This window comes from Longimicrobium sp. (assembly GCA_036389135.1).
Classification (GTDB): domain Bacteria; phylum Gemmatimonadota; class Gemmatimonadetes; order Longimicrobiales; family Longimicrobiaceae; genus Longimicrobium.
Genome location: DASVQP010000048.1, coordinates 132,629 through 159,433, shown reverse-complemented (window position 1 = coordinate 159,433; position 26,805 = coordinate 132,629). Strand labels below are relative to the sequence as shown.

The following is a 26,805-nucleotide window of genomic DNA, read 5'->3' as shown; positions in this document are numbered from 1 at the left end:
TGTACATGAACGAACGACTCGCCCTTCCGGGCTCCACGACGCCGATCGCCCCCGCGGCGGCCCCCGGCGTGGTGCCCCGCACCGTGTGGGGCGCGCTGCGCCGGCACCGCTGGCTGATCCTCGCCTGCCTGGCCGCGGGGCTGGGAACCGGCTTCATGCTGGTGCGGCGCATCGAGCCGTCGTACCAGGCGCAGACCTCGCTGCGGGTGAGCCCGCCGCGACCCGGCCTGCAGACCGCCGCGCCCGCCGTCGCGGTGGTGGAAGACGACAACATCGCCACCGACATCCGGGTGCTGCAGAGCCGCACGCTGGCAGAGGCGGTGGTGGACTCGCTGCGGCTGCAGGTGACGGTGGCGAAGCCCGGCGGCGCGCGGCGCTCGTCGCTCCTCGCCGGCATGGCGGTGGCGGCGGACGTGCAGCCCGCCCACTACCGCTTCGAGCGGCGTGACGACCTGACCTTCGACGTCACCGACGCGGAGAGCGGCGCCAGCATCGGCACCTTTGCGCCGGGCGCCGAGGTGAGGATCCCCGAAGGGCAGCTCGTGCTGGCGCGGACCGCGTCGCGCACCGCCGAGTTCGAGATCGCCATCGACTCGCGCCAGGGCGCCGCCGCGTCGCTGATCGACGCGACCGACGTTTCGCAGCAGGACCGCAACGCCAGCGTGGTGGACATCCGCTACGAGGGGAGCGACCCCGAGCTGGTGCGCGACGTGCCCAACGTGCTCGCCGCCAACTTCATCGCCATGCGGCGCGAGGTGCACAGCACCGAGGCGCGCACCACCGCCAACTTCCTGCGCGGGCAGCTGGGTACCATCAAGGGGCAGCTCACCGAGGCGGAGAACAAGCTCCAGGCCTTCCGCGAGGCGAACCAGGTGGTCGACCTGCCGGTGGAGGCGAGCACGCAGGTGGCGCGGCAGGCGCAGATGCAGGCGGAGCGCGGGGTGCTGGAGGCGGAGCGGGCGTCGCTCGGCAACCTCATCAGCCAGGCGCGCACCCGGGCGCGCATCCCCGGCCAGCCTTCCCCCTACCGCGAGCTGGTGGGCCACCCTTCCCTGCTGCGCAACGAGGCCGCGTCGGAGATGCTGCGCTCGCTGACGGCGGTGGAGAGCCAGCGCGCGGAGCTGCTTACGCGGCGCAAGGAGCACGACCCGGACGTGGTGGCGCTCACGCAGCGCGCCCAGGCCCTGGAGTCGCAGCTCACCTCGCTGGTGACGACGTACCAGCGCGGGCTCGCCAACCAGGTGTCGTCCATCGATAACACGCTGGGCACCTTCTCCCGGCGGATGGACCAGATCCCGGGGAAGCAGCTGGAGTTCGCGCGGCTCTCGCGGCAGACGCGGGTGCTGGAGGAGACGTACGGGCTGCTGCAGACGCGCCTCAAGGAGGCGGAGATCACGCAGGCAGTGCAGGACCCGGGTGTGCGGGTGGTGGAGGCGGCCGACCTCCCCATGAAGCCGGTCGGCTCGCAAAAAGGGCTCCTGCTGGGGCTCACCGGGATCGCCGGGCTGCTGCTGGGGGTGGGCGCGGGGATGGTGCGCGAGTACCGCGACGGCACCGTGCACAGCCGCGACGACGTGCAGGCCGCCACCGGCTACCCCGTGCTCGGCTGGGTGCCGCGCATCGCGGAGCTCAAGGAGTCGGAAAAGCGCCCCGGCGCCCTGGCCTCGGCCAGGCGGATGCTGACTCCCGGGGGCGGAGGCACCGCGCTGGTCCCCGCGGGGGCGCTCCCGCTGCTGCCGGGCACCGCCGCCGGGCCCTCCCCCGCGGCCGATGCCTACGAGTGGCTGCACCGCAACCTGCAGTTCGCCGAGCCGGACGCGGAGGTCAAGACGCTGGTGGTGAGCAGCCCGCTGCCCGGCGACGGGAAGAGCACGAGCGCGGCGGGGCTGGCGGTTACGCTGGCCCGGCGTGGGCTCAAGGTGCTGCTGATCGACGCGGACCTGCGCCGCGGCACGCTCAGCACCCGCATAGGGCCGCGGAAGCGCGGGCTCAGTGACCTTTTGGCCGGCAACGCGTCCTTCCAGCAGGTGCTGCGCACCGTAGACGTTGGGAATGGCAACGCTTTGCATTACATTCCAACCGGCGTCCTTCCCGCGGACTGCACCAGGCTGCTCGGCTCGGCCCGCGCGCAGGCGCTCATGGAGTGGCTGCGGCAGAAGTACTACCTGGTGATCCTGGACACGCCCCCCATCAACGTCTTCGCGGACACCGCCGTCCTGGGCGGCTACGCGGACGCGGTGATGCTGGTGGCGCGGGCCGGGGTGACCCCCTTCGACGCCCTGGTGGAGTGCGCCGAGCAGTGCCGCCGGGCCCGCCTGCCGGTGCTGGGCACGCTGCTCAACGACATCGACCCGGACCGCGACCGCGAGTACGACGCCGCCTACAAGTGGCAGTCGTACGCCCAGAGCTACTACACGGCATCGCAGGCGTAACGATCCCCGCAGCGCACGTAACATGAACGCGCCAAAGCGGATCGGCATATAATTTTACAGGGGAAACACCCGCTGCAGATGGTACGGAATTCGCTTAGCCCCATAGCAAGGACGGACGCCGGAGAGGAACCCGGTGGTAACAGCCTGAGCGTCGTCCGGCGCTTCGGTCCGCACCCGAGAAGAGCACACCCGCCGCGAGGCGGGGCCGCAGAGCCAGGGGTCTCGCAGGTGCAGCAGCCTGCCGAGACGGCCCAGCCGCCGAAGGTGAGCGTGATGAGCACTCCAGTACTGAAAAGCCCCTTTCTTCGAGCGTTCCCCGGCGTCGGGCTCTTTCCGTCGCCCAGGACCGCGGAGCCCACGGCGCCCGCGGCGGGAATCGCCGCGGCGAGCCCGCCCGAGCGCAACGCGTTCACCCCGGAGCTGGGGGGGACGCTGGACACCTTTGCGGCGCTCGCGGTGCTGTTCGCGGTGTGGGCCTTCGCCAACCTCCAGCGGCTGCCGGCGGGGGTCGACGCCTTCCTCGCCCAGCAGGTGAGCGTCAAGAGCGCGGTGATGGTGGGCGGCTTCGCCCTCGTCTGGCCGCGCATCCTGTCGCTGGCCGGCCTGTACGAGCCGGGGCCCTTCCGCCGCCGCGAAGACATCCTGCGCGTGCTCGCGGCGTGCACGGTGGGCGCGGCGCTGGCATTCGCCTTCCCGCTGATGGCGTTGAGCCCGGCGCTGCGCGTGCAGACGGCGCTCTTCTTCTGGGCGGGCTCGGTGGGCGCCACGCTGGCGATCCGCGCGCCCTTCTGGACGCTGGTGGGCACCGCCCGCACCCGCACGGTGCGCCGCGTGATCGTGCTGGGGAGCGGCCCGCGTGCGCTGCGGGTGGCGCAGGAGATCCGCGCCAGCGGCGAGGGGGTGGAGCTGCTGGGCTTCGTGGACTCCAACGACCACCACCTGTCCGAGAGCCTGGACGCGCCCAAGCTGGGCTCGCTGGAGGAGCTGGAAGAGATCCTGATGCACCAGGTGGTGGACGAGGTGCTGATCGCCCTCCCCATCAAGTCGTGCTACGAGCAGATCCAGCACGCCATCGGCGTGTGCGAGCGCACCGGCACCGAGTCCAAGTACCTGGCCGACGTCTTCCAGGTCGCGGTGGCCCGCCCCCGCCTGGAGCACGGGGACCGGCTCTCGGTGGTGGCGATGAAGGTGTTCCACGACGACTACCGCCAGCAGATGAAGCGCGCGGCCGACTTCGTGTGCGCCGCCATCGGGCTGGTGCTGCTGGCGCCGCTGATGCTGGCCATCGCGATCGCCATCAAGATGGACAGCCCGGGGCCGATCTTCTTTGCGCAGGAGCGCTACGGCCGCAACAAGCGCCGCTTCAAGATGTGGAAGTTCCGCACGATGGTGCCCAACGCGGAGGTCCTGCAGAAGCTGCTGGAGTCGCAGAACGAGGCGATCGGGCCGGCGTTCAAGATCCGCAACGACCCGCGGGTGACGGCGGTGGGCCGCTTCCTCCGCAAGACCTCGATGGACGAGCTTCCGCAGCTGATCAACGTGCTGCGCGGCGACATGTCGCTGGTGGGCCCGCGCCCCATGGCCGTGCGCGACGTGCAGCTCTTCGACCAGGCGTGGTTCATGCGCCGGTTCAGCGCCCCTCCGGGGATGACGGGGCTGTGGCAGGTGAGCGGGCGCAGCAACCTGGGCTTCGACGACTGGGTTACGCTGGACCTGAAGTACATCGACGAGTGGTCGCTCGCGCTGGACATGAAGATCCTGGCCAAGACGATTCCCACCGTGCTGCGCGGGGTGGGGGCGAGCTAGCCCCCACCGCACTCCAATATGACAGTGTTTCCGGCATGAGCGGCCCGGCACCCGAGCCCGGCCGCGGCTCGCTTCGTGAGCGCGGCCAGGCGCTGCGTGACCGGCTGAAGGCGAGCTCGCTGGCGCGCGGCACCTGGTCCATGCTCCTGGGCTACGGGTGCCGCTCGCTCGTCCAGACCGCCTATTTCGTCCTCATCGCGCGGGCGCTGGCGCCGGACGGGTACGGCGCCTTCGTGGGCGTGGTGGCGCTGGCCGGCGTGCTGGTGCCCTTTGCGAGCTGGGGGACGGGGCAGCTCCTGATCCAGGACGTGGCCCGCGATCCCGGTCAGTTCGCCAGGCGGTGGGGGAACGCGCTCGTCGTCACCACCGTGTCCGGGCTGCTCCTGTGCGCGGCCGTGCTGGGGCTCTCGCGGTGGATGCTCCCGGCCTCCATCTCCATCTGGCTGGTGGTGACGGTCGCCGTTTCCGAGCTCGTGTTCGCGCGGCTCACCGACATCTCCAGCCAGGCCTTCTGGGCGTTCGGGCGTCTCAAGCGCACGGCCGCCATTTCGGTGTGGATGGTGGTGGCGCGCCTTGCCGCGGCGCTGGTGATGCTGGCGGTGGTCCCCTCGCCGACGCCGGTGGCGTGGGGCGTGGGCTTCCTGGCCAGCTCCGCCTTCGCGGCGGTGCTCGCGCTGGTGCTGGTGTTCCGCGAGCTGGGCGCGCCCGACTTCGCGGGCGCCGGGATGCCGCGCATCAGGGAAGGCTTCTACTTCTCGGTGGGGCAGTCGGCGGGTGGCATCTACAGCGAGATCGACAAGACGATGCTGGCGCGGCTCGCCACGCTGCAGGCGGCGGGCGCGTACGGCGCGGCGTACCGCATCCTGGACGTGGCGGTCGCGCCGCTGCTCTCGCTGCTGATCGCCTCGTACACGCAGTTCTTTCGCAGCGGCACGGCGGGGGTCAGCGGCACGGTGCGCTTCGCCAAGAAGCTGCTTCCCATCGCCAGCGGCTACGGCGCGCTGGTGGGGGTGGGGCTCTGGCTGTGCGCGCCGCTGATCCCGTACCTGTTGGGCGAGGGGTACGCGGACACCGTGGGCGCCCTCCGCTGGCTGGCGCTGCTCCCCGTGCTGCGCGCGGTGCAGTTCCTGGGCGCGGACACGCTGACCGGTGCGGGGAAGCAGGCGGTGCGCAGCGCTCTGTACGTGATCGTGGCGGTGGTGAACGTGGCGCTCAACCTGTGGCTGATTCCGCTCTACTCCTGGCGCGGCGCGGCGTGGGCGAGCCTGGTTTCCGACGGGCTGCTGGCGGTGCTGGTGTGGTGCGTCGTTCTGTGGCTGTACCGGGCGGAGCGTGGGGCGGCGCAGGCGGGGCCGGTGTTCGCGGCGCCGGCGAGGTGAAGTGCTAAGTGCTAAGTGCTAAGTGCTAAGTGCTAAGTGCTAAGTGCTAAGTGCTGAATGGCAGTGCGTGAGTGCGGCTTCACTTAGGACTTAGGACTTAGCACTTAGGACTCCCATTCCGTGACTTCCCGTCCGCCGAACCTTTTGAACCGGGTATTCCGATGAGCAACGATGCGGGGGTGACGCTGCAGGTGAGCGTGGCGCCGTCCGACACGCGGTACGCGGGTGAGACGATCGCGCACCAGCTTCGCCAGCTCGGCGGGCAGGTGGACGAGGTGCTGTTCACCATCGACACGCACCGCGGCGGCCGGGGGCACGTGCGGAGTCCCGAGGCGGAGAGGGCGCTGGAAAAGGTGCTGGAGCCGCTCTGCGGGCAGCACCCCAACGCCCGCTTCATCTACATCGACTACTCGCCGGAGATGATGGCGGAGGTGGCGTCGGTGTACTTCGACGGGCGCGAGCTGCCGCGCAAGGACTTCAAGGGGACGCCCATCTACCCCTACTTCTACGCCCTGCACGCGTCGCGGAACGACCACGTCTTTCACCTGGACGCGGACATGATGCTGGGCGGCGGGAGCCCCACCTGGTCGCAGGAGGCGGTGCAGGTGCTCAGCGGCCGGCCGGACGTGCTTGCGTGCAACCCGCTCGCGGGGCCGCCGGCGGCGGACGGGCTGCTGCGCTCCCAGAGGTCGGACCCGGAGCACGACCTGGGACGCGCCTTTCGCTTCGATACGCTCAGCACGCGCATCTTCATCGCGGACCGCCGCACCCTGGCGAAGCACTTCAGCCGGGAGCGGATCAGGATGCGCCGGCCGTTCCGGTCGGTGGCCAAGGCGATCGTAAAGGGGCACACCACCCACGAGTGCATTGAGGAGACCGTCAGCCGCATGATGACGGAGCGGACGCTGCGCCGCGTCGACTTCCTGGGGCAGGAGCCGGGGATGTGGTCGCTGCACCCGCCCGTGCGCAGCGAGCGCTACTACCGCATGCTCCCCGAGCTGCTGCGCTGCGTGGAAGCGGGCGAGGTGCCGGAGGTGCAGCGCGGCGAGTTCGACCTGCAGGAGGCGATGCTCGACTGGATGGAAGCGCGCGCCACCGTGGGGGTGTAGCGGTGCAGCAGGCCGTCGCGGGTCCGGCACAGCGGGTGGCGATCTGCGTGGCCACCTTTCAGCGCCCGGTGGGCCTCCGCCGGTGCCTGGAGGCGATCGCCGGGCTGACGTTCTCGCGCGTCACGCCCCCGGAGGTCGTGGTGGTGGTGGTGGACAACGCCCCCGACAGCGCCGCCGCCGTCTGCGACGAGATGCGCCCCCGCCTCCCCTGGCCGCTGCGCTACGAGAGCGAGATGCAGCGCGGGATCTCCTTCGCGCGCAACCGCGCGATCACGGTGGCGCGCGAGGTGGCGGACTTCGTCGCGTTCATCGACGACGACGAGGCGCCCGAGCCCAACTGGCTGGACGAGCTCCTCCACGCGCAGGGCGCCAACGACGCCGACGTGGTCGCCGGCCCGGTGACGAGGCATTTCGAGAGCGAGCCGCCGGAGTGGGTGCGCAGGGGCGGCTTCTTCGTCGATCCCCGCCGCCCCACCGGCACGCCCGTGCGTGACCCGGGGACGGGGAACGTGCTGATCCGCCTGGCCGCACTGGAACGTTTCGATGCACCCTTCGACGCGCGCTTCGCCCTCACCGGCGGCGAGGACACGCACCTCTTCCTGCGCCTGCACCGCGCGGGGTGCAGGATGGTGTGGGCGGACGAGGCGCTGGCGCACGAGTGGATCCCCGCGAGCCGCGCCAACGCCCGCTGGGTGCTGATGCGCATCTATCGCGGCGCCAACACCTGGAGCCTCTGCGAGCGCGAGCTGGACCCCGGCGTGCGCGCCACCACCATGCGCGCGGCCAAGGGGCTGGCGCGCGTGGGGATTGGGATGGCGATGCTCCCCTTCTCGTGGATCATGGGGCGCCACATGGTGGTGAGGTCGCTCTGGTACGTGTGCTTCGGCACGGGGAACCTCACCGGGCTGGTGGGGCTGAAGTACGACGAGTACCGGGTGACCCATGGCAACTAGGCTGCAGCCGTCCTTTGCGCCCGCGCGCCCCCGCCACCCGCGGCAGGCGGCGCTGCACGACGCGGCCCGCGCCGTGCTCGACCGCGCCGAGGCGGCGATCGTGGTGGCGGGGCTCTTCCTCTTCTCCACCGCGCTGGCCCCCATGATGGCGGGCGTGGAGTCCGATCCCACGGCCGAGAATGCAACGCTGCGGACGGTGTACACCTCCGTCTACATCGTACTCTTCCCCTGGATCCTGGTGCACTGGCGTGAGGTGTTCACAGCCGCCATGCGCAACGTGTGGACGATGGCGCTGGTCGGCCTCGGCGTCGTCTCCACCCTGTGGTCGGTGGCGCCGGACGTCACCCAGCGGCGCGGCGCGGCATGGGTGCTGACGACGCTGTTCGGCGTGTACCTGGCGGCGCGCTACGACACGCGCACGCTGCTGAAGCTGCTCGCCGCCGCGCTGGGGATCGCCGCGGTCATGTCCGTCGTCTTCTCCATCGCCCTTCCCGCGTACGGCGTGCATTCGGACGTGCACGCGGGGGCGTGGCGCGGCGTCTATCCGCAAAAGAACACGCTGGGCCAGGTGATGGTGCTGGGGACGGTCGTCTTCATGGTGCTGCGCCCCTCGCTCGGCCGCCGGCGCTGGGTGGGGACGTGCGGCGCGGCGCTGTGCGCGGCGCTGGTGCTCGCCTCCACCTCCAAGACGGCGCTCGTCGTCCTGATGAGCATGGGGCTGCTGGCCGTCCTCTTTCGCTCGCTGCGCTGGCACTTCACGCTGGCCGTGCCCTTTCTGATCGCGTGCGTGATGGTGGGCGGCAGCATGGCGCTCTGGCTGGCCGCCAAGGCCGAGGGGCTGCTGACGGCGATGGGCAAGGACCCCACGCTCACCGGCCGCACGCCGATGTGGGAAGTGGTGTGGGACATGATCATGCGGCGCGCGGGGCTCGGCTACGGCTACAGCGCCTTCTGGGTGCCGGGCCCCAACAGCCCCGCCCGCGACGTGGCGCGGGTGCTGGAGTGGGAGACGCCGCACGCGCACAACGGCTTCCTCGATCTCGCGCTGCAGGTCGGCCTGATAGGCGTCGGCCTCTTCCTGGTGGGGTTCGCGGTGGCGGCGGTGCGCGGAGTGAAGCTGCTGCGCTCCACGCACGATGCGCTCGCCCTTTGGCCGATCCTCTTCCTCAGCTACCTGCTCCTCTACAACATGACGGAGAGCGGCCTGGGCGCGCGGCACAACCTCTTCTGGGTGCTGTACGCCGCGACGGTGTGCTCCTGGATCCTGCGCCGCCCCGCCGCCGAGACGCGCGCCGTCGCTGAGCCGGCCCCGGCGCCCGCCCCCGTGTACGCCCACGCCGGCGCCCGCCGATGAGCGTGCCCGAGGAGGGAGCGGGGCCGACGTTTTCCGTGCTCATCGCCAGCTACAACCAGGCGGAGTACGTGCTTGCGACGCTGGACACCGTGGCCGCGCAGAGCCGCGCCGACTACGAGATCGTGGTGGTGAACGACGGCTCCACCGACGACACCGAGGCGCGGGTGTCGGGCTGGATTGAACGCTTCCGCGCGTCGCACCCGAACCGCGCCGTCCTGGACACCATACCGAACAGCGGCCAGTCCGCCGCGGTGGAGCACGGCTTCGGCCTCTGCACCGGGCGTTACATCGCGCTGCTGGACTCGGACGACCTCTGGCTTCCGCACAAGCTCGCCACGATCGCGCAGGTCGCCGCCGAGAGCCCCGATGCGGGGATGATCATCCACCCGCTCTACGTGATCGACTCGCAGGGCCGCCGCACGGGCGACGTACGGCCAAAACACGCGAAGCTCTCCGAGGGCGACCTGCGCGAGCAGATCCGCAAGACCTCGCGCGTGGCGGCCCCCGCGACGTCCGGCGTGATCATCCGCGCCGACGTCTTCCGCCAGCTCGTGCCGATGCCCATCAAGCACTTCCGCGCCGCGGCCGACTTCTACCTGACGCTGGGCGCGGCGCTGCTGGCCCCGGTGCGCGCGGTGGCCGAGCCGCTCGCGGAGTACAGGATGCACCCCGGCGGCGTGCACATCCGCACCATGCTGTCGCCGGAGGGCGTGGGCCGCTGGGTGGAGCTGCAGTCGGTGCTGGCGAAGCACTTCGGGCTGGAGGAGGTGGTGGGGCGCAACTCGTACTTCGTGCGGCACGTCTTCGCGCTGGCGAAGTTCCAGGGGAGTGCCGCCGAGCAGGTGCATTCGTACTCGCAGCTCACGCGCGCCACCTGGATCGACGGCACGTTCGGCGTGCGCCAGAAGCTGCTCTTCACCGCGTACTGGACCGCGTGCCTGGTGTCGCCGCGCCCCGTATTCTCCCGCCTGTGGCGCACCTTTCAGATGAAGCAGACCGGGTTCGACAAGATCGGCCTCGCGCCGGAGCGGGCATGACGGCAGCGGCCGAGGCCCCCTTCCCCACCATCGACATCGCCGGCGTGCGGGTGGACGCCTGCACCTTTCAGGAGGCGGTGGACCGGATCGTGGATCGCGCGCGGCGCGGCGGCCCTCCGGCGTACGTGGTGACCCCGAACGCGCACCACGTGGTGATGCTCCAGGAATCGGAGCGCTTCCGCCGCGTCTACGACAACGCCTGGCTGTCGCTGGCGGACGGGATGTCGATCGTGTGGGCCGCGCAGCTCCTCGGCACGCCCGTCCCGGAGAAGATCAGCGGGAGCGACCTCTTCCCCGCCCTGTGCGAAGCGGCGGCGAAGGCGGGCGTGCGCATCTTTCTCTTCGGCGGGCGCCCCGGCGCGACGGAGGCCGCGAGCGAGCGGCTGCGGGCCAGCTATCCGGGCCTGGAGATCGCGGGGACGTACTGCCCGCCCTTTGGCTTCGAAAACGATCCCGCCGAGTCGGCGAAGGCGGCCGAGGCGATTCGCGCGGCGGCTCCGCAGATCGTGTTCGTGGGGCTGGGCGCGCCGAAGCAGGAGTACTGGATGGCCGACGAGGGGGCGCGGCTGGGGGTGCCCGTGCTGGTGGGGATCGGCGTGAGCATCGAGTTCGTGGCCGGGATGGTGAAGCGCGCGCCGGTGTGGATGCAGCGCTCGGGCCTCGAGTGGTTCTACCGCCTCGCCGCCGAGCCGCGCCGCCTCTGGAAGCGCTACGCCGTCACCAACCCAAAGTTCGTACAGCTCGTCCTTCAGCAGTATCGCCGCACTAAGCATTAGAAAAACAGCAATCTCACGCAAAGCCGCTAAGACGCAAAGGAAAGGCACGGAAGTACTTTCTTTGCGGCTTAGCGTCTTCGCGTGAGGCCCTGTTTGTTAGAAGGCCTGGCTGTAGTAGCTCATGTACAGCTGGGCCGATTTTTCGAGTGTCATTTCGCGGGCGATGAACCGGCGAGGCTCGTAGCTGGCGAGGCGGGGCCAAAAGCGGTCGAAGGCTTCGGGGAAGTCGTGCGGGCCGCGGAAGCGGTCGCCGCATTCGTCCGAGAAGTAGGGGACGGAGGTGGCGGGGACGGAGCCGAGGTCGTGCTCGGCGCGCTGCGGGTCCTGCCAGAAGCCGATGTCCCACGCGAGGATCGGGAGGTTGGACGCCAGCGCTTCCTGGTACGCGAGGCCCATCGTCTCGTGCTCGCCCAGGAAGATCATGCAGCGCGCGCGGCCCAGGGCGGCGCGATAGCCGGCGCGGTCGTGGCCGCCGTAGCGCAGCACCTCCGTGCGCAGGCCGTCGCGCTCCAGGCGGGCGAGGATGGGGTGCAGCAGCTCCGGCTCCAGCCGCTCGCGGTCCCAGTGGATCTTGTCGTACACCAGCACGTCGACGGTCTTCTCGTAGGGCCGCGTGTCCGGCCACTCCGCCAGGTCGATTCCCGCGTGCCACACGCCGCACCGGTCGCCGTAGAACGGCTCGAACATGCGCCGCACCCACTCGCTGGGCACGAGATAGAAGCGGTTGCGCGGGTCTTTCATCAGGTCGGGCGCGAGGCGGGGATGATCGTACATCCCCACGCCCAGCACGCGGGGATTGGGGAGGTCCCACCCGTCCAGGATGTGCGAGAAGCCGAAGAGCCCCACCGGGTGCTCGGGATGCTTCCGCGCGGTCCGGTAGTCGTTGGAGCGCACGTCGTAGCCCTGCTCCCGCAGCGCGCGCACCATGAGCTGGTACGTGACCGCGAAGCCCGTAACCTTTTTGCGCCGGTGCAGCCGGTCGTACAGGGGCCGCACCAGGCGCTTCAGGTACCTGTCGCCACGGATGAACCGGTCGGTCTCGTAATCCTTGTAGAACAGCAGCACCGTGTTCGCGCCGAGCTCAGACATGCTACATCCCCACTAAAAAAGAAGGGCCTCACGCAAAGGCGCGAAGACGCAAAGGAAAGACACCGAAGTACTTTCTTCGCGCCTTTGCGTCTTAGCGTGAGACCATTTTCACCCCGGTCAGCGCGCGGCTTCGGTGTAGCACTTCATGTAGAGCTCCGCGGACCCGGCGAAGCTGAGCTCGCGGGCGACGTACGCGCGCGGCTCGTAGCTGTCCAGGCGCGACCAGAAGCGTTCGAAGACCTCCTCGAACTCGCCGATGTCACCGAACCGCTCGCCGCACTCCTCCGAGAAGTAAGGCACGGAGGTGACGGGCACGGGGCCGGCCTCGTAGCGCAGGCGCTCGGGGTCCTGCCAGAAGCCGTTGTCCCAGGCCAGCACCGGGACGTTGGACGCGAGCGCCTCCTGGTACGCCATCCCCTGCGTCTCGTGCTCGCAGAGGAAGAGCATGGAGCGCGAGCGGCGCAGCAGGTCGCGGTAGGTGGCGTGGTCGTAGAACTTGTAGCGCACGTACTCAACCTTGAGGCCGCGCGACTCCAGGTGGCGGCGGACCGGCTCCAGCAGGCCGGGCTCGTAGCGGTCGCGCTCCCAGCGAATCTTGTCGTAGATCAGCACGTCCACCGGCTTCTTCAGCGGGCGCGTGTCCGGCCACTCCGCCAGGTCGATCCCCGCGTGCCAGCTCACGCAGCGATCGCCGTAGTACGGCTCGAACATGCGCTTCATCCAGTCGCAGGTCACGATGTACGAGCGGTACCGTGGGTCCTCCATCAGCCCCGGCGCCACCTTGGGGTGATCGAAGAGGCCGGGGCCCAGCACGGCCGGGTTGGGGAGGCTCCACCCGTCCATGATGTGCGGGTAGCCCGTGACGCCCACGGGGTGCTCGGGGTGGCGGCGGGCGAGGCGGTAGTCGTTGGTCCGCACATCGTAGCCCGCGTCGCGCAGCGCACGCACCAGGAGCTGGTACCAGACCTGGAAGCCGGTGACCTTTTGACGCCGGGTGAAGGTGTGATAGGCGCGGCGCGCCAGCCGCTTCAGGTGCCGGTCGCCGCGCACCCAGCGGTCCGTCACGTGGTCTTCGAAGAAGAGGAGAACCGTCTTTTCACTCAGCTTGCGCATGGTCGGGCCGATGTGGCGCGTCGCCGGAGCGGGCACGGAGGCCCGCCCCGGCGACGCAGGGACTGTTCAAGCGGAGTGGAAGGTCAGTAGCGCGCCAGCCGGTCCTTGACGACCCGCCCCGCGTAGCTCGGCGTCCCCGACCAGTCGGTCAGCAGGTCGAACGCCTTGCAGGTGGGCTCGTTCCCCACCGCCTGGTCCGGAGCGCCGGTGGCCACGCTCCAGCTCCACGCGACCCACGAGATCCCCAGCTCGTCCGCCTTGTCCAGCACCTTGGGAAGGTAGCCGGTGGTGCAGTTGTAGTTCCCCGTCTCGGTGAGCATCACCGGGTCGGTCTCCGCCAGGAAGGCCCAATCCTTTTCCCACCGGTCGGGCTGCTTGTCCACCCAGTCCCACGGGTGCGCGGAGTAGGCGATGTTGTGCCCCTTCACGCGGTACTTGGGGATGGAGTCCAGGTAGTAGCCCCAGTGCGTGCCGGCGATGATCACCATGTTCTGCGCGCCGGTGCTGCGCACCACGTCGTAGAGCTGCTGCATCCCGGCGGCCTGGTACGCCGGGCGGGGCTCGTCGTACACCCGCGCCGCCGGCACCCGCCCGCCGTTCAGCCAGATGTCCCAGTTGGAGTTGTACCCCTGGAACGCCCAGAACGGCTCGCTGAACAGGTCGAAGAGGACGTTGCCGTCGTCCTTGTAGCGCGAGGCCAGATCCCGCCAGAAGGGGACGGAGTGGTTGACGTCCGCCATCTCCTGCTGCGGGTTGGAGTTGTAGATGTCGCCCGGGTAGTTGGGATCGCCGCGGTCGCTGGTCTGCAGCGCCAGGATCACGCTGAGCCCGGCCGCCCGCGCCGCCTTCACCGCCTCGTCCACGCGCCCGGGGTAGGCCGGGTCGTACCAGCGGGCCGAGGGGACCCAGAAGTTCTGCGACACCTCGATGCGCACCACGTTCGCCTTCCAGCTGCGGATGGTGGCGAAGTCGGCCGCGGCCAGGGCGCCCACCATGCGCTCGTCCGCCGGGCGGTAGCCCAGCGGCGGGCGCGACACGCCCACGAAGCGGTGCGGCTGGCAGGTGGCGGAGTTGATGATCTTGTTCCCCACCGCCGCGTAGCCGCCCGGCGCCACCGGAATTTCGGTGTCGCCGGACTTCACCACGCCCGGCGTATCGCAGTTCAGCGCGGCCGGCGGGGAGTCGGTGACGCCGCACGCCGCGGCGAGCAGGGTCAGCAGCATCGCGTTCGCCGCGGTGCGGAGGCGTGCCGAAGGCCGCCGGCGGATGCTCCGCGCCTGGGGCTGTATGGGGTTGTGCATTTTTTCGGTGCGCAGGGGTGCGGGGGCCTGGATTGGGCCCACCGTTCGGTCTCCAGTGCAACAGCTATACCCACATCGGATGCTCATTGTGCCTCCTTTTGTTCCCGAACGGGAGCAAGGGGTATCAGGTTCCCCATCAGCACCATGTCCGATACGTCGAGCTGGCGCCGAGCCTCGGCGAAGTGCGCCTGCAGGGGGGCCGGATCGACGGCGGAGCCGGTGCGCACGTCGGAGCAGCCGGACCCGGAGATGCGCGGCAGGCACACGGTGTTGCCAAGGACGAAGCTCCCGTCGCGGAACACCACCGGCGCGTCCCTGTTTTGCGTGAGGTCGCGCCCCATCATCACCATGTCGTGGTTGCCGATCCCCAGCAGCCCCAGCACCGTCGGCGCCACGTCCACGTGCCCAGCGCTGGTGGTGCGCACCCCCGCGTGCTCGCCGTTGGGGAGGCGCACGATGAGGGGAAGGCGGTTCTCCTCGCGCCAGTAGCGCGCGTCGAAGCCGGGGGCGCGCCGCCCGAAGCCGGCGTGTTCGGTGAGCAGCTTCTCCAGGTGCTCCGGCGGGCCGAGCTGCGCGTCGTGATCGCCGTACACCACCAGGACGGACTCGTCCAGCAGCCCCTCCTCCTCCAGCTTCTTCACGAAGTCGCCCAGCGCCGCGTCCAGGTAGTGCACCGTGTGCAGGTAGTCGCCAAGGAGCGTCCCCTCCAGGCCCGCCACCGGAAACTTCTTCAGCTCCCGCGGGATGTTGTACGGGTGGTGCGTGCTGAGCGTCACCAGGTACCCCAGGAAGGGCGCGCGCTCACGCTTCAGCATGGGGATGGTCTGCGGGAAGAAGTCGGCGTCGCCCAGCCCCAGGCCGACGTTCTCCTTGCCGCGGTAGTCCTCGCGGAAGTACATCCGCTGGAAGCCCAGGCTCCGGTTGATGTCGCGCTTGTTCCAGAGCGTTCCGTAGTACGCGTGGGCCGCCATGGTGGAGTAGCCGCGCTCCGCCAGGATCTCTGGCAGGCCGCGGTAGTTGTGCGTCGGATAAGTGGTCGTCACCGCGCCCGCGGGGAGGGGATGCAGCGACTGCAGCGAGATGAACTCGCCGTCCGCCGTGCGCCCGTCCCACGCCTGCCGGTAGAAGTTCTCGAAGTAGATGCTCTGCCCCGCCAGCCTGTTCAGGTTGGGCGTCACCTCCCGCCCATCCACGCGCATCCCGATGGGAAAGGAGTGCAGCGCCTCCACCATCACCAGGATGACGTTCTTCCCCTTCGCCACCCCGAACATCTCCGAAGGCGCGGCCGCCGTGGCGCGCCACCTTCGCAGGTAGCGCTCGGTATCGCGCCGGTCCTCGTCGCTCACGGCCTGGCCGGCGATCCAACCGCGATAGACGCTGCGCCCGCCCTCGTAGAAGTGGTAGTTGAGCACCCCGATCTGGCGGGCGCCGATGAAGCGGAAGAAGTCGTAGCGAAAGGTCTCCTCCAGGTCCAGCGCCACGATCGGCGCCGGGATGAGCAGCAGCATCGCCCCGCCCAGTACCGCGGCGCGGCCGGCCAGCGCCCGGCGCAGCGAACGTCCGGCATCCGCACCCCGGTGCACGCGCCGCGCGTACCACGGCACCAGCGCGATCGCCGCGGCGATGTCCACGAAGAGCAGCGCATCGGCCGGGCGCAGAAGGGTGATGATGCTGTCGATGACGAGCGGGAGCTGGCTGGCGTCGGTCGAAGAGGAGACCGAGAGGATGTCGCCGAAGAAGCGGAGGTTCAGCACGTTGGAGAGGACGATCATCGTCACCACCACGTTCAGCAGCCAGAACGCCGCCAGCCGCGCCATGGGAGAGAAGAGGAGGAGGGGTGCCGCGAGCGCGATCACGGCCGCGAAGTTCGCCGCGCCCCCCTGCACCGCCAGCCGCGGACTGAAGTGGTACCACGACTCCGCCACCGCCTCCCCCTGCGGGATCGCCACGTAGAACAGCTTCACCCAGGTGGCGAAGAGCAGCAGCAGGACGGGCCCGTACTCCACGGCGAGCGCGCGCTTGCCGCTGGGCGTGCGGAATACGGCGGGCGTGGCAAAAAACGATACGAACATGCGGGACCTCCGGGGTGCCGTAACGCGTTCCCATCTCTGCCGGCGCGCTCCCCGCAAGCTGCTGGAGCGGTGCCGTTTACGGCCCGAACTGTGACCGGTTTCTGGTGCAGAAAGGCAAGGCGTGTGCCGAATCCCGGAGGTGCGCCGCCGTCAAAAAGCTTTACAGGCGCGGGGGCGGCATGTTGCCGCTGGCCAGGAGGAGCGCGAGGAGGCGGAGTGAGTCTCCGTAATAGGCGCGGTCGCGCACGCGCACCATTTCCGCCCACATGGAGGCGCGGTATTGCGCGTCGCCGGACATCATCGCCGCCGCCGCCGCCGGCGCGACGAAGACGGCGTTGTGCGACTCGGCGGTGGCGCGCCCGGCCATGGTGTAGCCGTCCAGGATGTTGCGGGCGCCCACGCGCCGGAAGAATCCGTTCATCCGCTCCAGGTGGCGGCGCGCGCGCGGATCGCAGTTCCAGGCCGCGTCTTTGGCGAGGCGCCAGGGGACGCGCGCGGCGTCGTACGTGTAGTCGTAGCCGCGGCCGGGATGGTTGCGCAGCGGCTCGCCGGCCGAGTTCGTCCAGTCCGGCTGAAGCCCCGTGGCATTGCGCGCCGCCACGCGGTCCATGATGCGGTAGCTGCTCTCCACGACGCGGTTCCAGCGCGCGTCGCCGGTGTAGCGCGCGAACACCTTGTAATAGGCGGGAGCGAAGTACGACGGGTTGGTGATCTCCGACCCTCCCCAGATGTCGCCCGGCTTCATAACAAAAGTGCCCGGCTCCACCGCGTGCCGCATCAGCGTGCCGATCAGCCCCACCGCCTCGGCGCGGTACCCGCCCCAGCGCCGGTCCGCCACGACCAGCGCGAACGCCATGTCCTCGTCCGCGTCGGTGGCGGCGGCGCCGGCGCCCGGGGGCCGCGCGCCGCTGGCCTCGATCTCCCACGCCATGAGGCCGCGCGCGTTGCGGTAGCGCTTCGCGTAGGCCCACAGCGCGTCAAAGGTGGCCTGGTCGTCCAGGTACGCGGCCAGCAGCATTCCGTAGCCGATCCCCTCGGACACGGTCTTGTCGTTTCTTCCGGTGCCGATGGCCACGCGCAGGAATCCCCCCGCGCCGCGGCTGGTGACGTAGCGCTGGCGCCATGCCGCGTAGCCGGTGCGGAGCTCGGCATCGGCGGCGCGCTGGTCGGGGGCCATGCTCGCGGCGCACGCGTACACCCGGCGCGGCGGCTGCACCTGCTGCGCGCGCCCCGTATCGCACGCGGCCAGCGAGAGCGCCGCAAGTGCCATCGCGAAATTCCTGGTACGCATCGTCTCAAATGGGAAAAAACAGCATCACACAGAGGCCACAGAGGGAACCACAAGGGGAACAGAAAGAAACCACTTTCCGTTGCTCTTGCCGTTCCCTCTGTGTCTCTGTGCGAGGCTGCAGTTGGGGATCTAGAGCAGCACTTCCATCTCCGGAGCGCCGGCCTTCCAGTCCACGGAGGGGAGGGTGGAGGCGCCGGAGAGGCTTTCGCCGCAGGAGAGGAGGTCGTCCATCAGCTGGCGGACGCCGTCTTCCAGCTTCAGCGTGGGGATGCCGGTCTGGCGCAGGCGCAGGTTGCGCGCGGGGCCGCCACGGCTGGGACGCTCCAGCTCGTGGCGCGGGTCGAGCTTGTGGCACAGCTCCACCTCGATCCCGCGCTCGGCCGCCAGCCGCTGCACCAGGTGCGCGATCTCCAGCACGGTGGTGCGCGTCTCGACCGCCTGGTTGATCACCCGGTGCTCGCCGGCGGAGGCGGGGTGCTGAATCCAGTAGGAGAGCGCCGCTATGGTGTCCTGCAGCGCGATCAGCCCCGTGCTGGAGGTGCCGCCGGCATGCACGGTGAGCGGCGTGCCGCGGACGGCCTGCGCCACGAAGCGGTTGAGCACCGATCCGAACACCGGGTCGCAGTCGAAGCGCGTGGCGAGCTGCGGATGCTCGCGCGACAGCGGTGTCGACACGCCGTACACCACGCTCTGCATCACATCCGTGGAGGCGAGGCTCCACACGCGGCACGCCATCGACAGGAAGTTGGTGTCGTTGATCTTGGTGACGTGGTACACGTCGTCCGCTTCGCGCGGAAAGGGAACAGGGCGGCAGGTCTCTTCGCCGTCCAGCGTCGCCTCCACGTACCCCTCGCCCAGCGACACGCCGCACTGCGCGTACTCGCCCATGCTCCCCATCTTCACCAGGTGCGTGTCCGGCGAGCGGTCGCGGAGGGCAAAGAGCACGGCCAGATTGCCTACCTCGTTGTTCTCCAGCGTCTCCCGCGCGGCGGCGAACGACTGCATTGAGAACGGGGCGGACGGGATCTGCGCCAGGTGCACCACGGTGCGCGGGCGCGTGCCCTTCACCAGCTCGTCCACGCACTCCACCACCCCCGCCTCGATCCCCGCCACGTCGCGCCGCCCAGTGACGCGGCGGAGCTGGCGGATGCGCTCGTTGAAGGGGAGCACCGGGATCGCGCTCTCGTGCCCCGAGGCCGCCACGCGGCGCCGCTTGCTGAGATCGTCGACCGCCAGGATCGGCTCCTTCACCGTCATGGCCAGGTGAGAGGTCAGCGCCCACCCCAGGTAGCCATCCGCGCCAAGTACAAGAATACTCACAGCGCCTCCAGAGCGCGGCGTGTAGTAATCGTGGAGACGGCGCGGAGCTGCCCCCTCTCCTGCGGTGCGCGCCCTGCCAGGGAGGGCACCTCTTCCATCTCCTCCACCACGGCGCCAAGCAGTTCCACCGCGCGGTCGATGTCCGCCTCGTCAGCCCACCAGGGGAAGCCGATCCGCAGCACCTCGACGCCCTCGCCCGCGAGGGTCTTCCCCCGCGTCTTGACGCACTTCACCGCGACGCCGCGCTCGGCGAGGGCGCGGTACACCGGGTACACGTCCATCCCCACCAGCTCCAGCGCCACCACCCGCCCGTCCGCCGCCGAGGCCTGCGCCACGCGGGCCCGTGCGCCAAGCACCGCCTTCACCTTCGCCTCGAAGCGTTCGCGGATGGGACGGCCGGGCCGCGCGTGGCACTGGAAGGCGCGGACCGCCGCGGCGAGGCCGGCGATGCGGGAGAAGTCCTGCCCCCCGCGCGGCTCCCAGCGCCCGATGGGGAGCTCCGCGCAGAGCGGCTCGCCTGCGCGGAAGGGGCAGGGCCACTCCTCGATCACGTTGTGGCGCAGGTAGAGGAGCCCGCTGCCGTGCGGCCCGCCCAGCCACTTGTGACCGCTGGCGACGTAGGCGTGGCACCCCAGCGCCGCCACGTCCACGTCGATCTGCCCCAACGCCTGCGTACCGTCCACCACCACGATGGGCGAGTCGGGCCGGCGCACCAGCGCGCGGATCTGCGCGCTGAGGTCGCGGTTGGTGTCCCAGGTGAGGTGCGAGAGGAAGTACAGCCGCCCCGGAGTGTCCACGATGGCCTCCGGGCTCACCTGCACGAGCTTGAAGCGCGGGTCCGCCGCAAAGGCGCCCACGCCGCCCACGTGCTCGCCGTCGGTGCTGTACACCGCCGCACCCACCAGGAGCCCGGCGAGCGAGTCGGCCAGGCGGTCGATGGTGGCGGTGTGGCCGTCCGCGAAGGCCCACTCCCCCGCCGTGCCGCCGAACACCTCGGCGGCCAGCGGGCGCAGCTCGCCCAGGACGGCGCGCGCCTGGGCGTACGCAGCCAGCGGGTTGCCGCGAATGCGGCGGCGGAACGCGGCCATGGCGCGCTCCACCGCGGGCAGCGGATCGGTCATCGTCCCCGGGTTGTAGGCGATGGTGGGCGGCATCATCCCCGCCTCCGTCTCCATCCGCCGGAGCGATTCGAGTTTTCTTTCACGCATCGGATTTCCTCCCATCGGCCGGCTAAAGGCAATTCCGCGGCCAGATGGTCCGTTGTGCTGTGTAGCAGGTAAACCCGTGCAATCTAGTGGATTTTCTGCACGTTTTGTAGCAGTTTCCTTGCGGCTCTGTTCGTCCCTCAACGCCCATCCACCCCACGGTCCGCACAGAGGTGGCAAAGATCGTTACGGCCAGCACAGAATTTTACACCTGGTGCGTAGCCTCGGAAGCGCCGCGGTGATAGCTTCCGCCGTGCCGCCCGCCGCCTCCACACCCCCTGCCACGACCCTCCCGATGCGCCCACCCGACGCAGTCCGTACCCGCCCCATGCGCGGATCGCTGCGCCGGGAGGCGGCGCGCAAGGCGTTCCACATCTCCTCGGTCGCGCTCCCGCTCCTGGTCTGGCTCCTTCCCCGCGCCACGGCGACGGCGGGGCTGGTGGCGCTGGCCGTGATCGCGATGGGGGTGGACGTGGCGCGCCTGCGGCTCCGCGGGCCGCGCTACCACTTCCTGCGCCTCACGCGCACCATGCTGCGCCCCCACGAGCGTCGCGGGCTGGCGGGCGGCACCTACATGGCGCTGGCCTACGCGGCGGCGATCGTCCTCTTTCCCAAGCCCATCGCGGTCGCGGGGATGCTGTACAACGGGCTGGGCGACGCGGCGGCGGCGCTGGTGGGGAAGCGGTTCGGGCGGCACCGAACGGCGTGGGGGAAGAGCTGGGAAGGGTTCGCGGCGGCGCTGGTGGTGTGCCTCGCGTTGGGCTTCGTCGTGCCCGGGATCACCCCGGCGTCCGCGGTGGCTGGGGCGCTGGTGGCGGCGGTCGTCGAGTTCCTGCCCCTCCCGCTGGACGACAACCTGCGGGTGACGCTTGGGGGGGCGGGGGCGGCGTGGGCGGTGGCGATGATGTGAGGGGGCGGCGGGCCCCCACCCCCGCTCGTCACCTCGCGGCCCCTCCCCCACTAACTACCTGGGGGAGGGGCGGTTTGCGTGCGTCTGCGCGGGGTGCCCCGAGCGGCGCGGGGGAAGGCACGGGCAGCCACGCGGGGCGGCCCTACGGATGCGGTGCGTATCGCGGGCGGCGGTTCCGGGGCAGGACACGGGCGGTTCTGCCGCTGTTCAACGCACTCACGCACTCGCGCACTTACGCACCTCTCCTCACTCCGGCGGCCCCGGCAGCGGCGCCCGCACCGCGGTGACGACTACCTGGCGGACGCCGTGGCCCTCGACCTCTGTGACCTCGAAGCGGACGCCGTCGTACTCCACTGCGTCGCCTACGAGGGGGGGGCGCTCCAGCTCGGCGAGGACCAGGCCGCTGACGGTGTCCACTTCCTCGTGCTCCAGGACGACGCCCAGGAAGTCGCCCACCTCGTCCAGCCGCACCGTGCCCTCGGCCACCACGCGGCCCTCCTCGTCGCGAAAGACCTCGGGGCGGGTGTGCAATCCCTCCTCGATCTCGCCCACCACCTCTTCGAAGAGGTCCTCGATGGTCACGATCCCCGCGGTGCCGCCGTGCTCGTCCATGACGACGGCGAGCTGCGTGCGCGCGGTGCGCATCGCGTGGAGGACGGTGTCGATGTCGGCGGTCTCGGGAACGTAGGGGACGGGGCGGGCGTCGTTGGCGTGCACGGCGCGCCCCTGGCGGAGGCGGTGGAAGAGATCCTTTATATGCACCATTCCCACGATGTTGTCCAGACTTTCGTCGTAGATGGGGTAGCGCGTGTGCGGCGTGCTCCTCACGATGCGGGTCACCTGCTCGAAGCTGGCGCCCACGGGAATGCCCGTGATCCTCACGCGCGGCACCATCACCTCGCCCGCCGTGAGGTCGCCCAGCTCCAGGAGCTCCTGCACCACGTTGGCCGTGTCGCGGCGCAGCATCCCCCCCGCCTCGCTCTCGCGGATGATGTACTGCAGCTCCTCCGGCGTCCTCACCTGCTCCGGCTGCAGCTCGGCGCGGTTGATCCCGAAGCGGCGCAGCAGCGCGTTCCCCAGGAACGACAGGAAGATGATGAGGAGAAGGGTGATCCGCTGCACCAGCAGGAGCACCGGCGTCACCCAGAGCACCGTGCGCTCGGCGCGCTGCAGGGCAATCGACTTGGGAATCATCTCCCCCAGCACGATGTGCAGGTAGGTGAGGATGATGACTGCCAGCACGCTCGCCAGCGTGTGCGCGGGAAGCCAGCGCCAGTCCCCCGCCCCGGCCGAGTGCAGCATGCGGCCGAACCACTCCGCCAGCTTGTGCTCGCCGTACATGCCCAGCCCCAGCGACGCCACGGTGATGCCGAGCTGCGCGGTGGCGATGAAGCGGTCGCGGCGCCGGTTGTCGCGCATGATGCCGAGCACCGTGCGCGCCACGCGGTCGCCGGCGGCGGCGCGGCGCTCGATGGCCACGCGCGGCACCCCCACGATGGCGAACTCCGCCGCCACGAAGAGCCCGTTGGCCAGCACCAGCGCCAGCACGATGACCACGGTCAGCAGCTCACCCATCGCCGTCCTCGCCGTGCGGCTTCAGCGGGACGAGCGGGGTGGCGACCACCCAGGTGACGGCGTGGTGCTCCACCGCCTCCACCTCCAGCGCCACCCCCTCGATCGTCACCTGCGCCCCCGGGTCCGGCACGCGCCCCAGCTCCTCCGTCACGCGCCCGCCCAGCGTGTCCGACTCGCCTTCCAGCAGCACGCCGATCCAGGGCTCCACCTCATCCAGCCGCAGGTAGCCGGGAAGGCGCACGCGTCCGTCGGAGAGCACCTCGGGCCCGGGGTCCTCGCCCTTGAACTCGTCCGCGATCCCGCCCATCACCTCGGTGAGCACGTCGTCCAGCGTCACCAGCCCGCTCACCCCGCCGAACTCGTCCAGCACCAGCGCCTGGTGGCTGCGCCCCTCGCGCATGCGGGCCAGCAGCGCCTCCGCCGTCACGTTCTCGGGCACGGAAAGGATGGGGCGCACCAGCGGCGCCAGCGAGGCGAGCGGCGTGGGGTCCAGCCGGCGCACGAAGAGGTCGCGCGTGTGCAGCAGCCCCACGAAGTGGTCGATGTCGCCGCGGTAGACGGGGAGGCGGGTGTACGGGGAGGCGCCCATGATCTCCATCGCCTCCTCCACCGGCGTGTCCAGGTCCACCGCCGCGATCTCCTGGCGCGGGACCATGAGGTGCCTCGCGGGGCGGATGCCGAGCTGCAGCGCGCGCCGCAGCCGCCGGTGCTCGTCCGGCTCCAGCAACCCCCCGTCGCGGCTCTCGGCGATCAGCAGGTCGATCTCCTCCGGCGAGTGGATGTGGCCGTGCCCCACCGCCTCCAGCCCCACCCGGCGCAGCACGAAGGCGGCGCTGGCGTTGAGTATGTTGAGGAAGAAGGAGAACGCGCGCAGCGACCAGGTCATCGGCAGCACGGTGAAGCGCGCCACCTCGGTGGGCCGGGCCAGGGCGAGGTACTTGGGCACCAGCTCGCTCAGCACCATCTGCGCGGAGGTCAGCACCACCAGCACCGCGATGGTGGCGGCCGATACGGAGGCCGCCCTCCCGAACCATCCCCACCCCTCGAAGACGGGCGCCAGCCGCACCGCGATGGTGGCCTGCGCAAAGGCGCCCACCAGGAGGCTGGTGAGGGTGATCCCCATCTGGCTGGCCGAGATGTACCGGTCCAGCTTCACCGGGTCTTCCAGGATGGGAAGGAGGCGCACGGAAAGGGCGTCGCCGTCCTCGGCGCGCTGCCGGATGCGGCCCTTGCGCACAGAGACCGCCGCGAACTCCGCGGCCACGTAGAAGGCGGTGAGTACGATGAGGATGCAGATGACGAAGAAAGGCCCCAGCATCGCTCCTCAGCGGGGAGAGTGGGGTCGCAACCCGCGGTACGCGGCCGCAGACGTTCGCAAGTGAAGCGGGGGCTGGGGGAGGCGGGCGCGCACAGGCGCATCCGCACGCTACGGGGTGGGCGCGCCGCACGCAAGACGTGTGGCGCGCCCGGGCATCCGCACCCCTGCACGCACGGAACATTCCGCGCGCCTTGCGGAGGCCCGGCTTCCGGGGCCACTTTTGTCGCCATCCCATGCACAGGGTGCCCCGCCGTGCCGCACCCCGCCCCCAGGAGACGCGAGTGACCGACCCGGTAACCGAGCTGAGCGACCGGCTCCGCGACCGCATCCTCAACGCCCTGCACCTGGGCCTCCTCCACCCCGGAGACCGCCTCCCCAGCATCCGCGCGCTGTGGCGCGAGATGGGGGTGGACCACCGCGTGGTGGCGCAGGCCTACCGCACCCTGGAAGACGAGGGGCTGGTGGAGGTCCGCGGCCGCTCCGGCGTGTACCTGGCGCCGCAGGACCAGCTGGGCGGCGAGCTGCTGGCGGAGACGGCGCGGTGGATGGCCGGGGTGCTGGTGGAGGCGTGGAAGCGCCGGATGACGGTGCACGAGGTCCCCGAGCTGATCCGCCGCTGCACCACCACCACGCGCATCCAGTGCGCCGTGGTGGAGAGCAACGAGGACCAGATGACCGCCTACTGCCACGAGCTCGCCAACGACTTCGGGCTGGAGCCGGTGCCGGTGCGGATCTCGCCCGTCCCCCTTCCCCGCCCCGACCGCTCGGTGGAGTTCCACGCGGTGGAGGACGCGCTGCGCGCGGTGCACATGGTGGTCACCACCAGCTACCACTCGCGCCTGGTGCGCAAGGCCGCGGAAAACGTGGGGATCCCCGCCGTCACCCTGACGGTGAACTCCGAGGTGGTGGACACCGTGCAGCGCCGCCTTCGCGAGAGCGGGGTGACGATCGTGGCGGTGGAGGCCGAGTTCGGCAACCGGATGCGCGCCATGTACACCGACCTGATCGAGCGCCCCGACCAGCTCCGCGTAGTACTGGCCGACGACCCGGAAGCCGTGGCCGCGCTGGACCCGCGCGAGCCGGTGATGCTGACCCGCGCCGCCCGCGCGCGCCTCGGCGAGGTGCGCCTCCCCCTCCTCGTCCCGCACTCCCCCACCCTCTCCCCGCAGACCGCGCGCGAGCTGCTGGGGCTGCTCATCCGGTTGAACGTGGAGGCGTCGGGGTCGGGGTCGCGGGGAATCGAGGGGTCGGCGGACGGGTGAGGGGCCCTCACCCCCGGCTCGTTACACTCGCCGGCCCCCTCTCTCGATAACAGGAGAGGGCTGCGCCCTCTGTTATCGAGAGAGACATCTGAGGTGGTCCGTCAAGGCTTTTCGGTTCAGGCGGCGGCCGCCAGGCTGATTCGTGACGCCAGGGGCGACCCGCGCTCCACCAGTGCCTTGACGTATTGAGCCTCGTTGTACGGCGTACGTTCCTTCCAGCAGCGGTAGATAATGCGGATCCACTTGAACGCCAGCGCCCGTATGGCTGCCTGCTTCGACTTTCCGCGTTCCCGCTGCAGCTGGAAGTAGGCCGAAGCCCAGGCCGAGCTGCGGATCGAGAGGCGAGCGAATTCGTGAAAGCTCTGGCGGACGAACTTCGGTGCTCCCCATCTCCAGGTGGTCTGCGACTGCTTCCCGCTCCGCTTGACCACGGGTGCGATACCGCTGTACTCCTGCACTTCGCTCGCCGCCTGGAAGCGATCGCGCTTACTGCCGAAGGCGCTCAGGAGCCGCGGCGCCATCACGGCACCGCTGCCAGGCAGGGATTCAAAAAGGTGTGCGTCCGGATGGGCGCCGAAACGCCGTGCGATCTCCTTGTCGTACTGGGCGATGCTCGGGCGCAGCGCCTCGATCTGGCGGGCGAGCATCAGCACGGTCATCGTGGAGATCTCGACGATCGCGGGATCGTTCGTCAGCGGGACCGCGCTGCGGATCTCCGCGATCCGCTTCTCGATCAGCTCCGAGTTACGGCAGTTGTGGCCGTAGTAGAACTTCCGGATCGTCTGCGCCTGCGCCCTCTGCACGTCCTTGAGCGTAGGCCAGCGCTGGAGGAAGTCCGTGGCCAGCTGGGCATCCAGCTCGCCGGCCCAGGAAAGCGCCTGCGGGAAGTAGCCCTTCAGCTCGGAGCCGAGCTGGTTCGTGAGCTTGGTGCGCAGGTCCACGGCCTTTCGCCGCGCCTCGGCCAGACGCATGATCGCGCGCGTTTCGGCATCGTCGGGGGTCCAGCGATGCAGGCGATCCTCGTGCTTGCTGAGGAGATCCAGCAGGAGGCCGGCGTCCTCCGGATCGTCCTTGGCACCGTTGGGGGCAAAGGTCTCGCGGAAGCGCTTCAGCGTGCGTGGGTTCACCGGGAAGAGCACGATGAACTCGTGCTCGATGAGCGAGGCGACGAGCGGCCCACGCGAGGTCTCCAGGCAGATGCCGACGGGCCGGCCGCCAAAGCGCTGGCGCAGCCCCGCGATCCACTCGCTGAGGAACTGAGGGTCCTGCGGGATGCGGCCGGCCTCGATCCGGCTCGATCCGGTCTCCTGCAAGCAGAAGTCGTGGTGGTCGTCTGCCCAGTCGATCCCGATCCGGGCGGCGAGTACGAGCGTTTCTCCCATGGCACGCGCGCTCCCGTGAGAGGAGTGGAGGAAAAGACACACACGGCTTCGACCCGCGAAAGCCTTATAGGCGAGACCTCGACACGCGGGTCAGCATCCAGAGGATTCGTCCTGGACCGAA

Annotated in this window: 20 protein-coding genes and 1 riboswitch; of the genes, 10 read left to right on the top strand and 10 right to left on the bottom strand. The window is 70.2% G+C overall.

Annotation, left to right across the window (positions count from 1 at the left end; translation table 11 throughout):
• Positions 1-5 precede the first annotated feature (5 nt).
• The 8 genes from VF584_12150 (at position 6) to VF584_12115 (ending at position 10,846) form a co-directional block, all read left to right on the top strand.
• Positions 6-2,432, top strand: a complete 2,427-nt coding sequence (locus VF584_12150; GenBank protein ID HEX8210919.1) for a polysaccharide biosynthesis tyrosine autokinase — start codon at positions 6-8, stop codon at positions 2,430-2,432.
• A 172-nt stretch (positions 2,433-2,604) separates the two neighbouring features.
• Positions 2,605-2,695: riboswitch (cyclic di-GMP riboswitch) on the top strand.
• 10 nt (positions 2,696-2,705) lie between these two features.
• The gene (locus tag VF584_12145; GenBank protein ID HEX8210918.1) at positions 2,706-4,238 is read left to right on the top strand and encodes a sugar transferase; all 1,533 of its coding nucleotides are present in this window, start codon (positions 2,706-2,708) and stop codon (positions 4,236-4,238) included.
• 35 nt (positions 4,239-4,273) lie between these two features.
• Positions 4,274-5,617: an oligosaccharide flippase family protein gene (locus tag VF584_12140; GenBank protein HEX8210917.1), complete on the top strand. Its 1,344-nt coding sequence runs from the start codon at positions 4,274-4,276 to the stop codon at positions 5,615-5,617.
• A gap of 161 nt (positions 5,618-5,778) precedes the next feature.
• Entirely contained in the window at positions 5,779-6,726 is a 948-nt protein-coding gene (locus VF584_12135; GenBank protein ID HEX8210916.1) for a hypothetical protein, read from the top strand.
• A 2-nt stretch (positions 6,727-6,728) separates the two neighbouring features.
• The gene (locus tag VF584_12130) at positions 6,729-7,679 is read left to right on the top strand and encodes a glycosyltransferase (protein ID HEX8210915.1); all 951 of its coding nucleotides are present in this window, start codon (positions 6,729-6,731) and stop codon (positions 7,677-7,679) included.
• Complete coding sequence (locus tag VF584_12125; protein HEX8210914.1) at positions 7,669-9,033, top strand: O-antigen ligase; 1,365 nt, start codon at positions 7,669-7,671, stop codon at positions 9,031-9,033. The genes VF584_12130 and VF584_12125 overlap by 11 nt, the downstream gene beginning before the upstream one ends.
• Positions 9,030-10,070: a glycosyltransferase gene (locus tag VF584_12120; GenBank protein ID HEX8210913.1), complete on the top strand. Its 1,041-nt coding sequence runs from the start codon at positions 9,030-9,032 to the stop codon at positions 10,068-10,070. The genes VF584_12125 and VF584_12120 overlap by 4 nt, the downstream gene beginning before the upstream one ends.
• Complete coding sequence (locus VF584_12115; protein ID HEX8210912.1) at positions 10,067-10,846, top strand: WecB/TagA/CpsF family glycosyltransferase; 780 nt, start codon at positions 10,067-10,069, stop codon at positions 10,844-10,846. Before VF584_12120 ends, VF584_12115 begins: the two co-directional genes overlap by 4 nt.
• A 96-nt stretch (positions 10,847-10,942) precedes the next feature.
• Here the strand turns inward: VF584_12115 and VF584_12110 are convergent, their stop codons facing one another.
• From VF584_12110 to VF584_12080, 7 genes are all read right to left on the bottom strand, one after another.
• Positions 10,943-11,935 (bottom strand): hypothetical protein, encoded by a 993-nt coding sequence (locus VF584_12110; protein ID HEX8210911.1) that lies wholly within the window; start codon positions 11,933-11,935, stop codon positions 10,943-10,945.
• 117 nt (positions 11,936-12,052) lie between these two features.
• Entirely contained in the window at positions 12,053-13,084 is a 1,032-nt protein-coding gene (locus VF584_12105) for a hypothetical protein (protein HEX8210910.1), read from the bottom strand.
• A 47-nt stretch (positions 13,085-13,131) separates the two neighbouring features.
• Positions 13,132-14,271 carry a cellulase family glycosylhydrolase gene (locus VF584_12100; GenBank protein ID HEX8210909.1) on the bottom strand — a complete coding sequence of 380 codons (1,140 nt, stop codon included), beginning with the start codon at positions 14,269-14,271 and terminating at the stop codon, positions 13,132-13,134.
• Positions 14,272-14,432: 161 nt separating this feature from the next.
• Complete coding sequence (locus VF584_12095) at positions 14,433-16,421, bottom strand: LTA synthase family protein (protein ID HEX8210908.1); 1,989 nt, start codon at positions 16,419-16,421, stop codon at positions 14,433-14,435.
• A gap of 160 nt (positions 16,422-16,581) precedes the next feature.
• Positions 16,582-17,712 carry a glycosyl hydrolase family 8 gene (locus VF584_12090; GenBank protein ID HEX8210907.1) on the bottom strand — a complete coding sequence of 377 codons (1,131 nt, stop codon included), beginning with the start codon at positions 17,710-17,712 and terminating at the stop codon, positions 16,582-16,584.
• Positions 17,713-17,841: 129 nt separating this feature from the next.
• Positions 17,842-19,032, bottom strand: coding sequence for an NAD-dependent epimerase/dehydratase family protein (locus VF584_12085; GenBank protein ID HEX8210906.1), 1,191 nt, complete (start codon positions 19,030-19,032; stop codon positions 17,842-17,844).
• A complete protein-coding gene (locus VF584_12080; GenBank protein ID HEX8210905.1) occupies positions 19,029-20,240 on the bottom strand; it encodes an aminotransferase class V-fold PLP-dependent enzyme in 1,212 nt (403 codons plus the stop codon). The genes VF584_12085 and VF584_12080 overlap by 4 nt, the downstream gene beginning before the upstream one ends.
• Positions 20,241-20,532: 292 nt before the next feature.
• Here VF584_12080 and VF584_12075 point away from each other — a divergent pair, with 292 nt between their 5' ends.
• Entirely contained in the window at positions 20,533-21,147 is a 615-nt protein-coding gene (locus VF584_12075; GenBank protein HEX8210904.1) for an SEC59/DGK1/VTE5 family protein, read from the top strand.
• A 246-nt stretch (positions 21,148-21,393) separates the two neighbouring features.
• Here VF584_12075 and VF584_12070 read toward each other — a convergent pair whose 3' ends face one another.
• On the bottom strand, positions 21,394-22,722 hold the full coding sequence (locus VF584_12070; GenBank protein ID HEX8210903.1) for a hemolysin family protein: 1,329 nt from the start codon (positions 22,720-22,722) through the stop codon (positions 21,394-21,396).
• Positions 22,715-24,040: a hemolysin family protein gene (locus VF584_12065; GenBank protein ID HEX8210902.1), complete on the bottom strand. Its 1,326-nt coding sequence runs from the start codon at positions 24,038-24,040 to the stop codon at positions 22,715-22,717. The genes VF584_12070 and VF584_12065 overlap by 8 nt, the downstream gene beginning before the upstream one ends.
• 281 nt (positions 24,041-24,321) lie before the next feature.
• On the opposite strand from VF584_12065, the gene VF584_12060 reads away from it, so the two are divergent.
• Entirely contained in the window at positions 24,322-25,302 is a 981-nt protein-coding gene (locus VF584_12060) for a GntR family transcriptional regulator (protein ID HEX8210901.1), read from the top strand.
• A gap of 116 nt (positions 25,303-25,418) precedes the next feature.
• On the opposite strand, the gene VF584_12055 is transcribed toward VF584_12060, so the two are convergent.
• The gene (locus VF584_12055) at positions 25,419-26,684 is read right to left on the bottom strand and encodes an IS110 family transposase (GenBank protein ID HEX8210900.1); all 1,266 of its coding nucleotides are present in this window, start codon (positions 26,682-26,684) and stop codon (positions 25,419-25,421) included.
• Between the last annotated feature and the right edge of the window lie 121 nt (positions 26,685-26,805).

Excerpts from the sequence above, each read along its gene's own strand:
- VF584_12140 (HEX8210917.1), top strand. The coding sequence starts at position 4,274 with ATGAGCGGCCCGGCACCCGAGCCCGGCCGCGGCTCGCTTCGTGAGCGC.
- VF584_12075 (HEX8210904.1), top strand. The coding sequence starts at position 20,533 with ATGCGCCCACCCGACGCAGTCCGTACCCGCCCCATGCGCGGATCGCTG.
- VF584_12055 (HEX8210900.1), bottom strand. The coding sequence starts at position 26,684 with ATGGGAGAAACGCTCGTACTCGCCGCCCGGATCGGGATCGACTGGGCA.
- VF584_12135 (HEX8210916.1), top strand. The coding sequence starts at position 5,779 with ATGAGCAACGATGCGGGGGTGACGCTGCAGGTGAGCGTGGCGCCGTCC.
- VF584_12070 (HEX8210903.1), bottom strand. The coding sequence starts at position 22,722 with ATGGGTGAGCTGCTGACCGTGGTCATCGTGCTGGCGCTGGTGCTGGCC.
- VF584_12120 (HEX8210913.1), top strand. The coding sequence starts at position 9,030 with ATGAGCGTGCCCGAGGAGGGAGCGGGGCCGACGTTTTCCGTGCTCATC.
- VF584_12090 (HEX8210907.1), bottom strand. The coding sequence starts at position 17,712 with ATGCGTACCAGGAATTTCGCGATGGCACTTGCGGCGCTCTCGCTGGCC.
- VF584_12115 (HEX8210912.1), top strand. The coding sequence starts at position 10,067 with ATGACGGCAGCGGCCGAGGCCCCCTTCCCCACCATCGACATCGCCGGC.
- VF584_12110 (HEX8210911.1), bottom strand. The coding sequence starts at position 11,935 with ATGTCTGAGCTCGGCGCGAACACGGTGCTGCTGTTCTACAAGGATTAC.
- VF584_12065 (HEX8210902.1), bottom strand. The coding sequence starts at position 24,040 with ATGCTGGGGCCTTTCTTCGTCATCTGCATCCTCATCGTACTCACCGCC.
- VF584_12125 (HEX8210914.1), top strand. The coding sequence starts at position 7,669 with ATGGCAACTAGGCTGCAGCCGTCCTTTGCGCCCGCGCGCCCCCGCCAC.
- VF584_12095 (HEX8210908.1), bottom strand. The coding sequence starts at position 16,421 with ATGTTCGTATCGTTTTTTGCCACGCCCGCCGTATTCCGCACGCCCAGC.
- VF584_12145 (HEX8210918.1), top strand. The coding sequence starts at position 2,706 with ATGAGCACTCCAGTACTGAAAAGCCCCTTTCTTCGAGCGTTCCCCGGC.
- VF584_12150 (HEX8210919.1), top strand. The coding sequence starts at position 6 with ATGAACGAACGACTCGCCCTTCCGGGCTCCACGACGCCGATCGCCCCC.
- VF584_12100 (HEX8210909.1), bottom strand. The coding sequence starts at position 14,271 with ATGCTGCTGACCCTGCTCGCCGCGGCGTGCGGCGTCACCGACTCCCCG.
- VF584_12080 (HEX8210905.1), bottom strand. The coding sequence starts at position 20,240 with ATGCGTGAAAGAAAACTCGAATCGCTCCGGCGGATGGAGACGGAGGCG.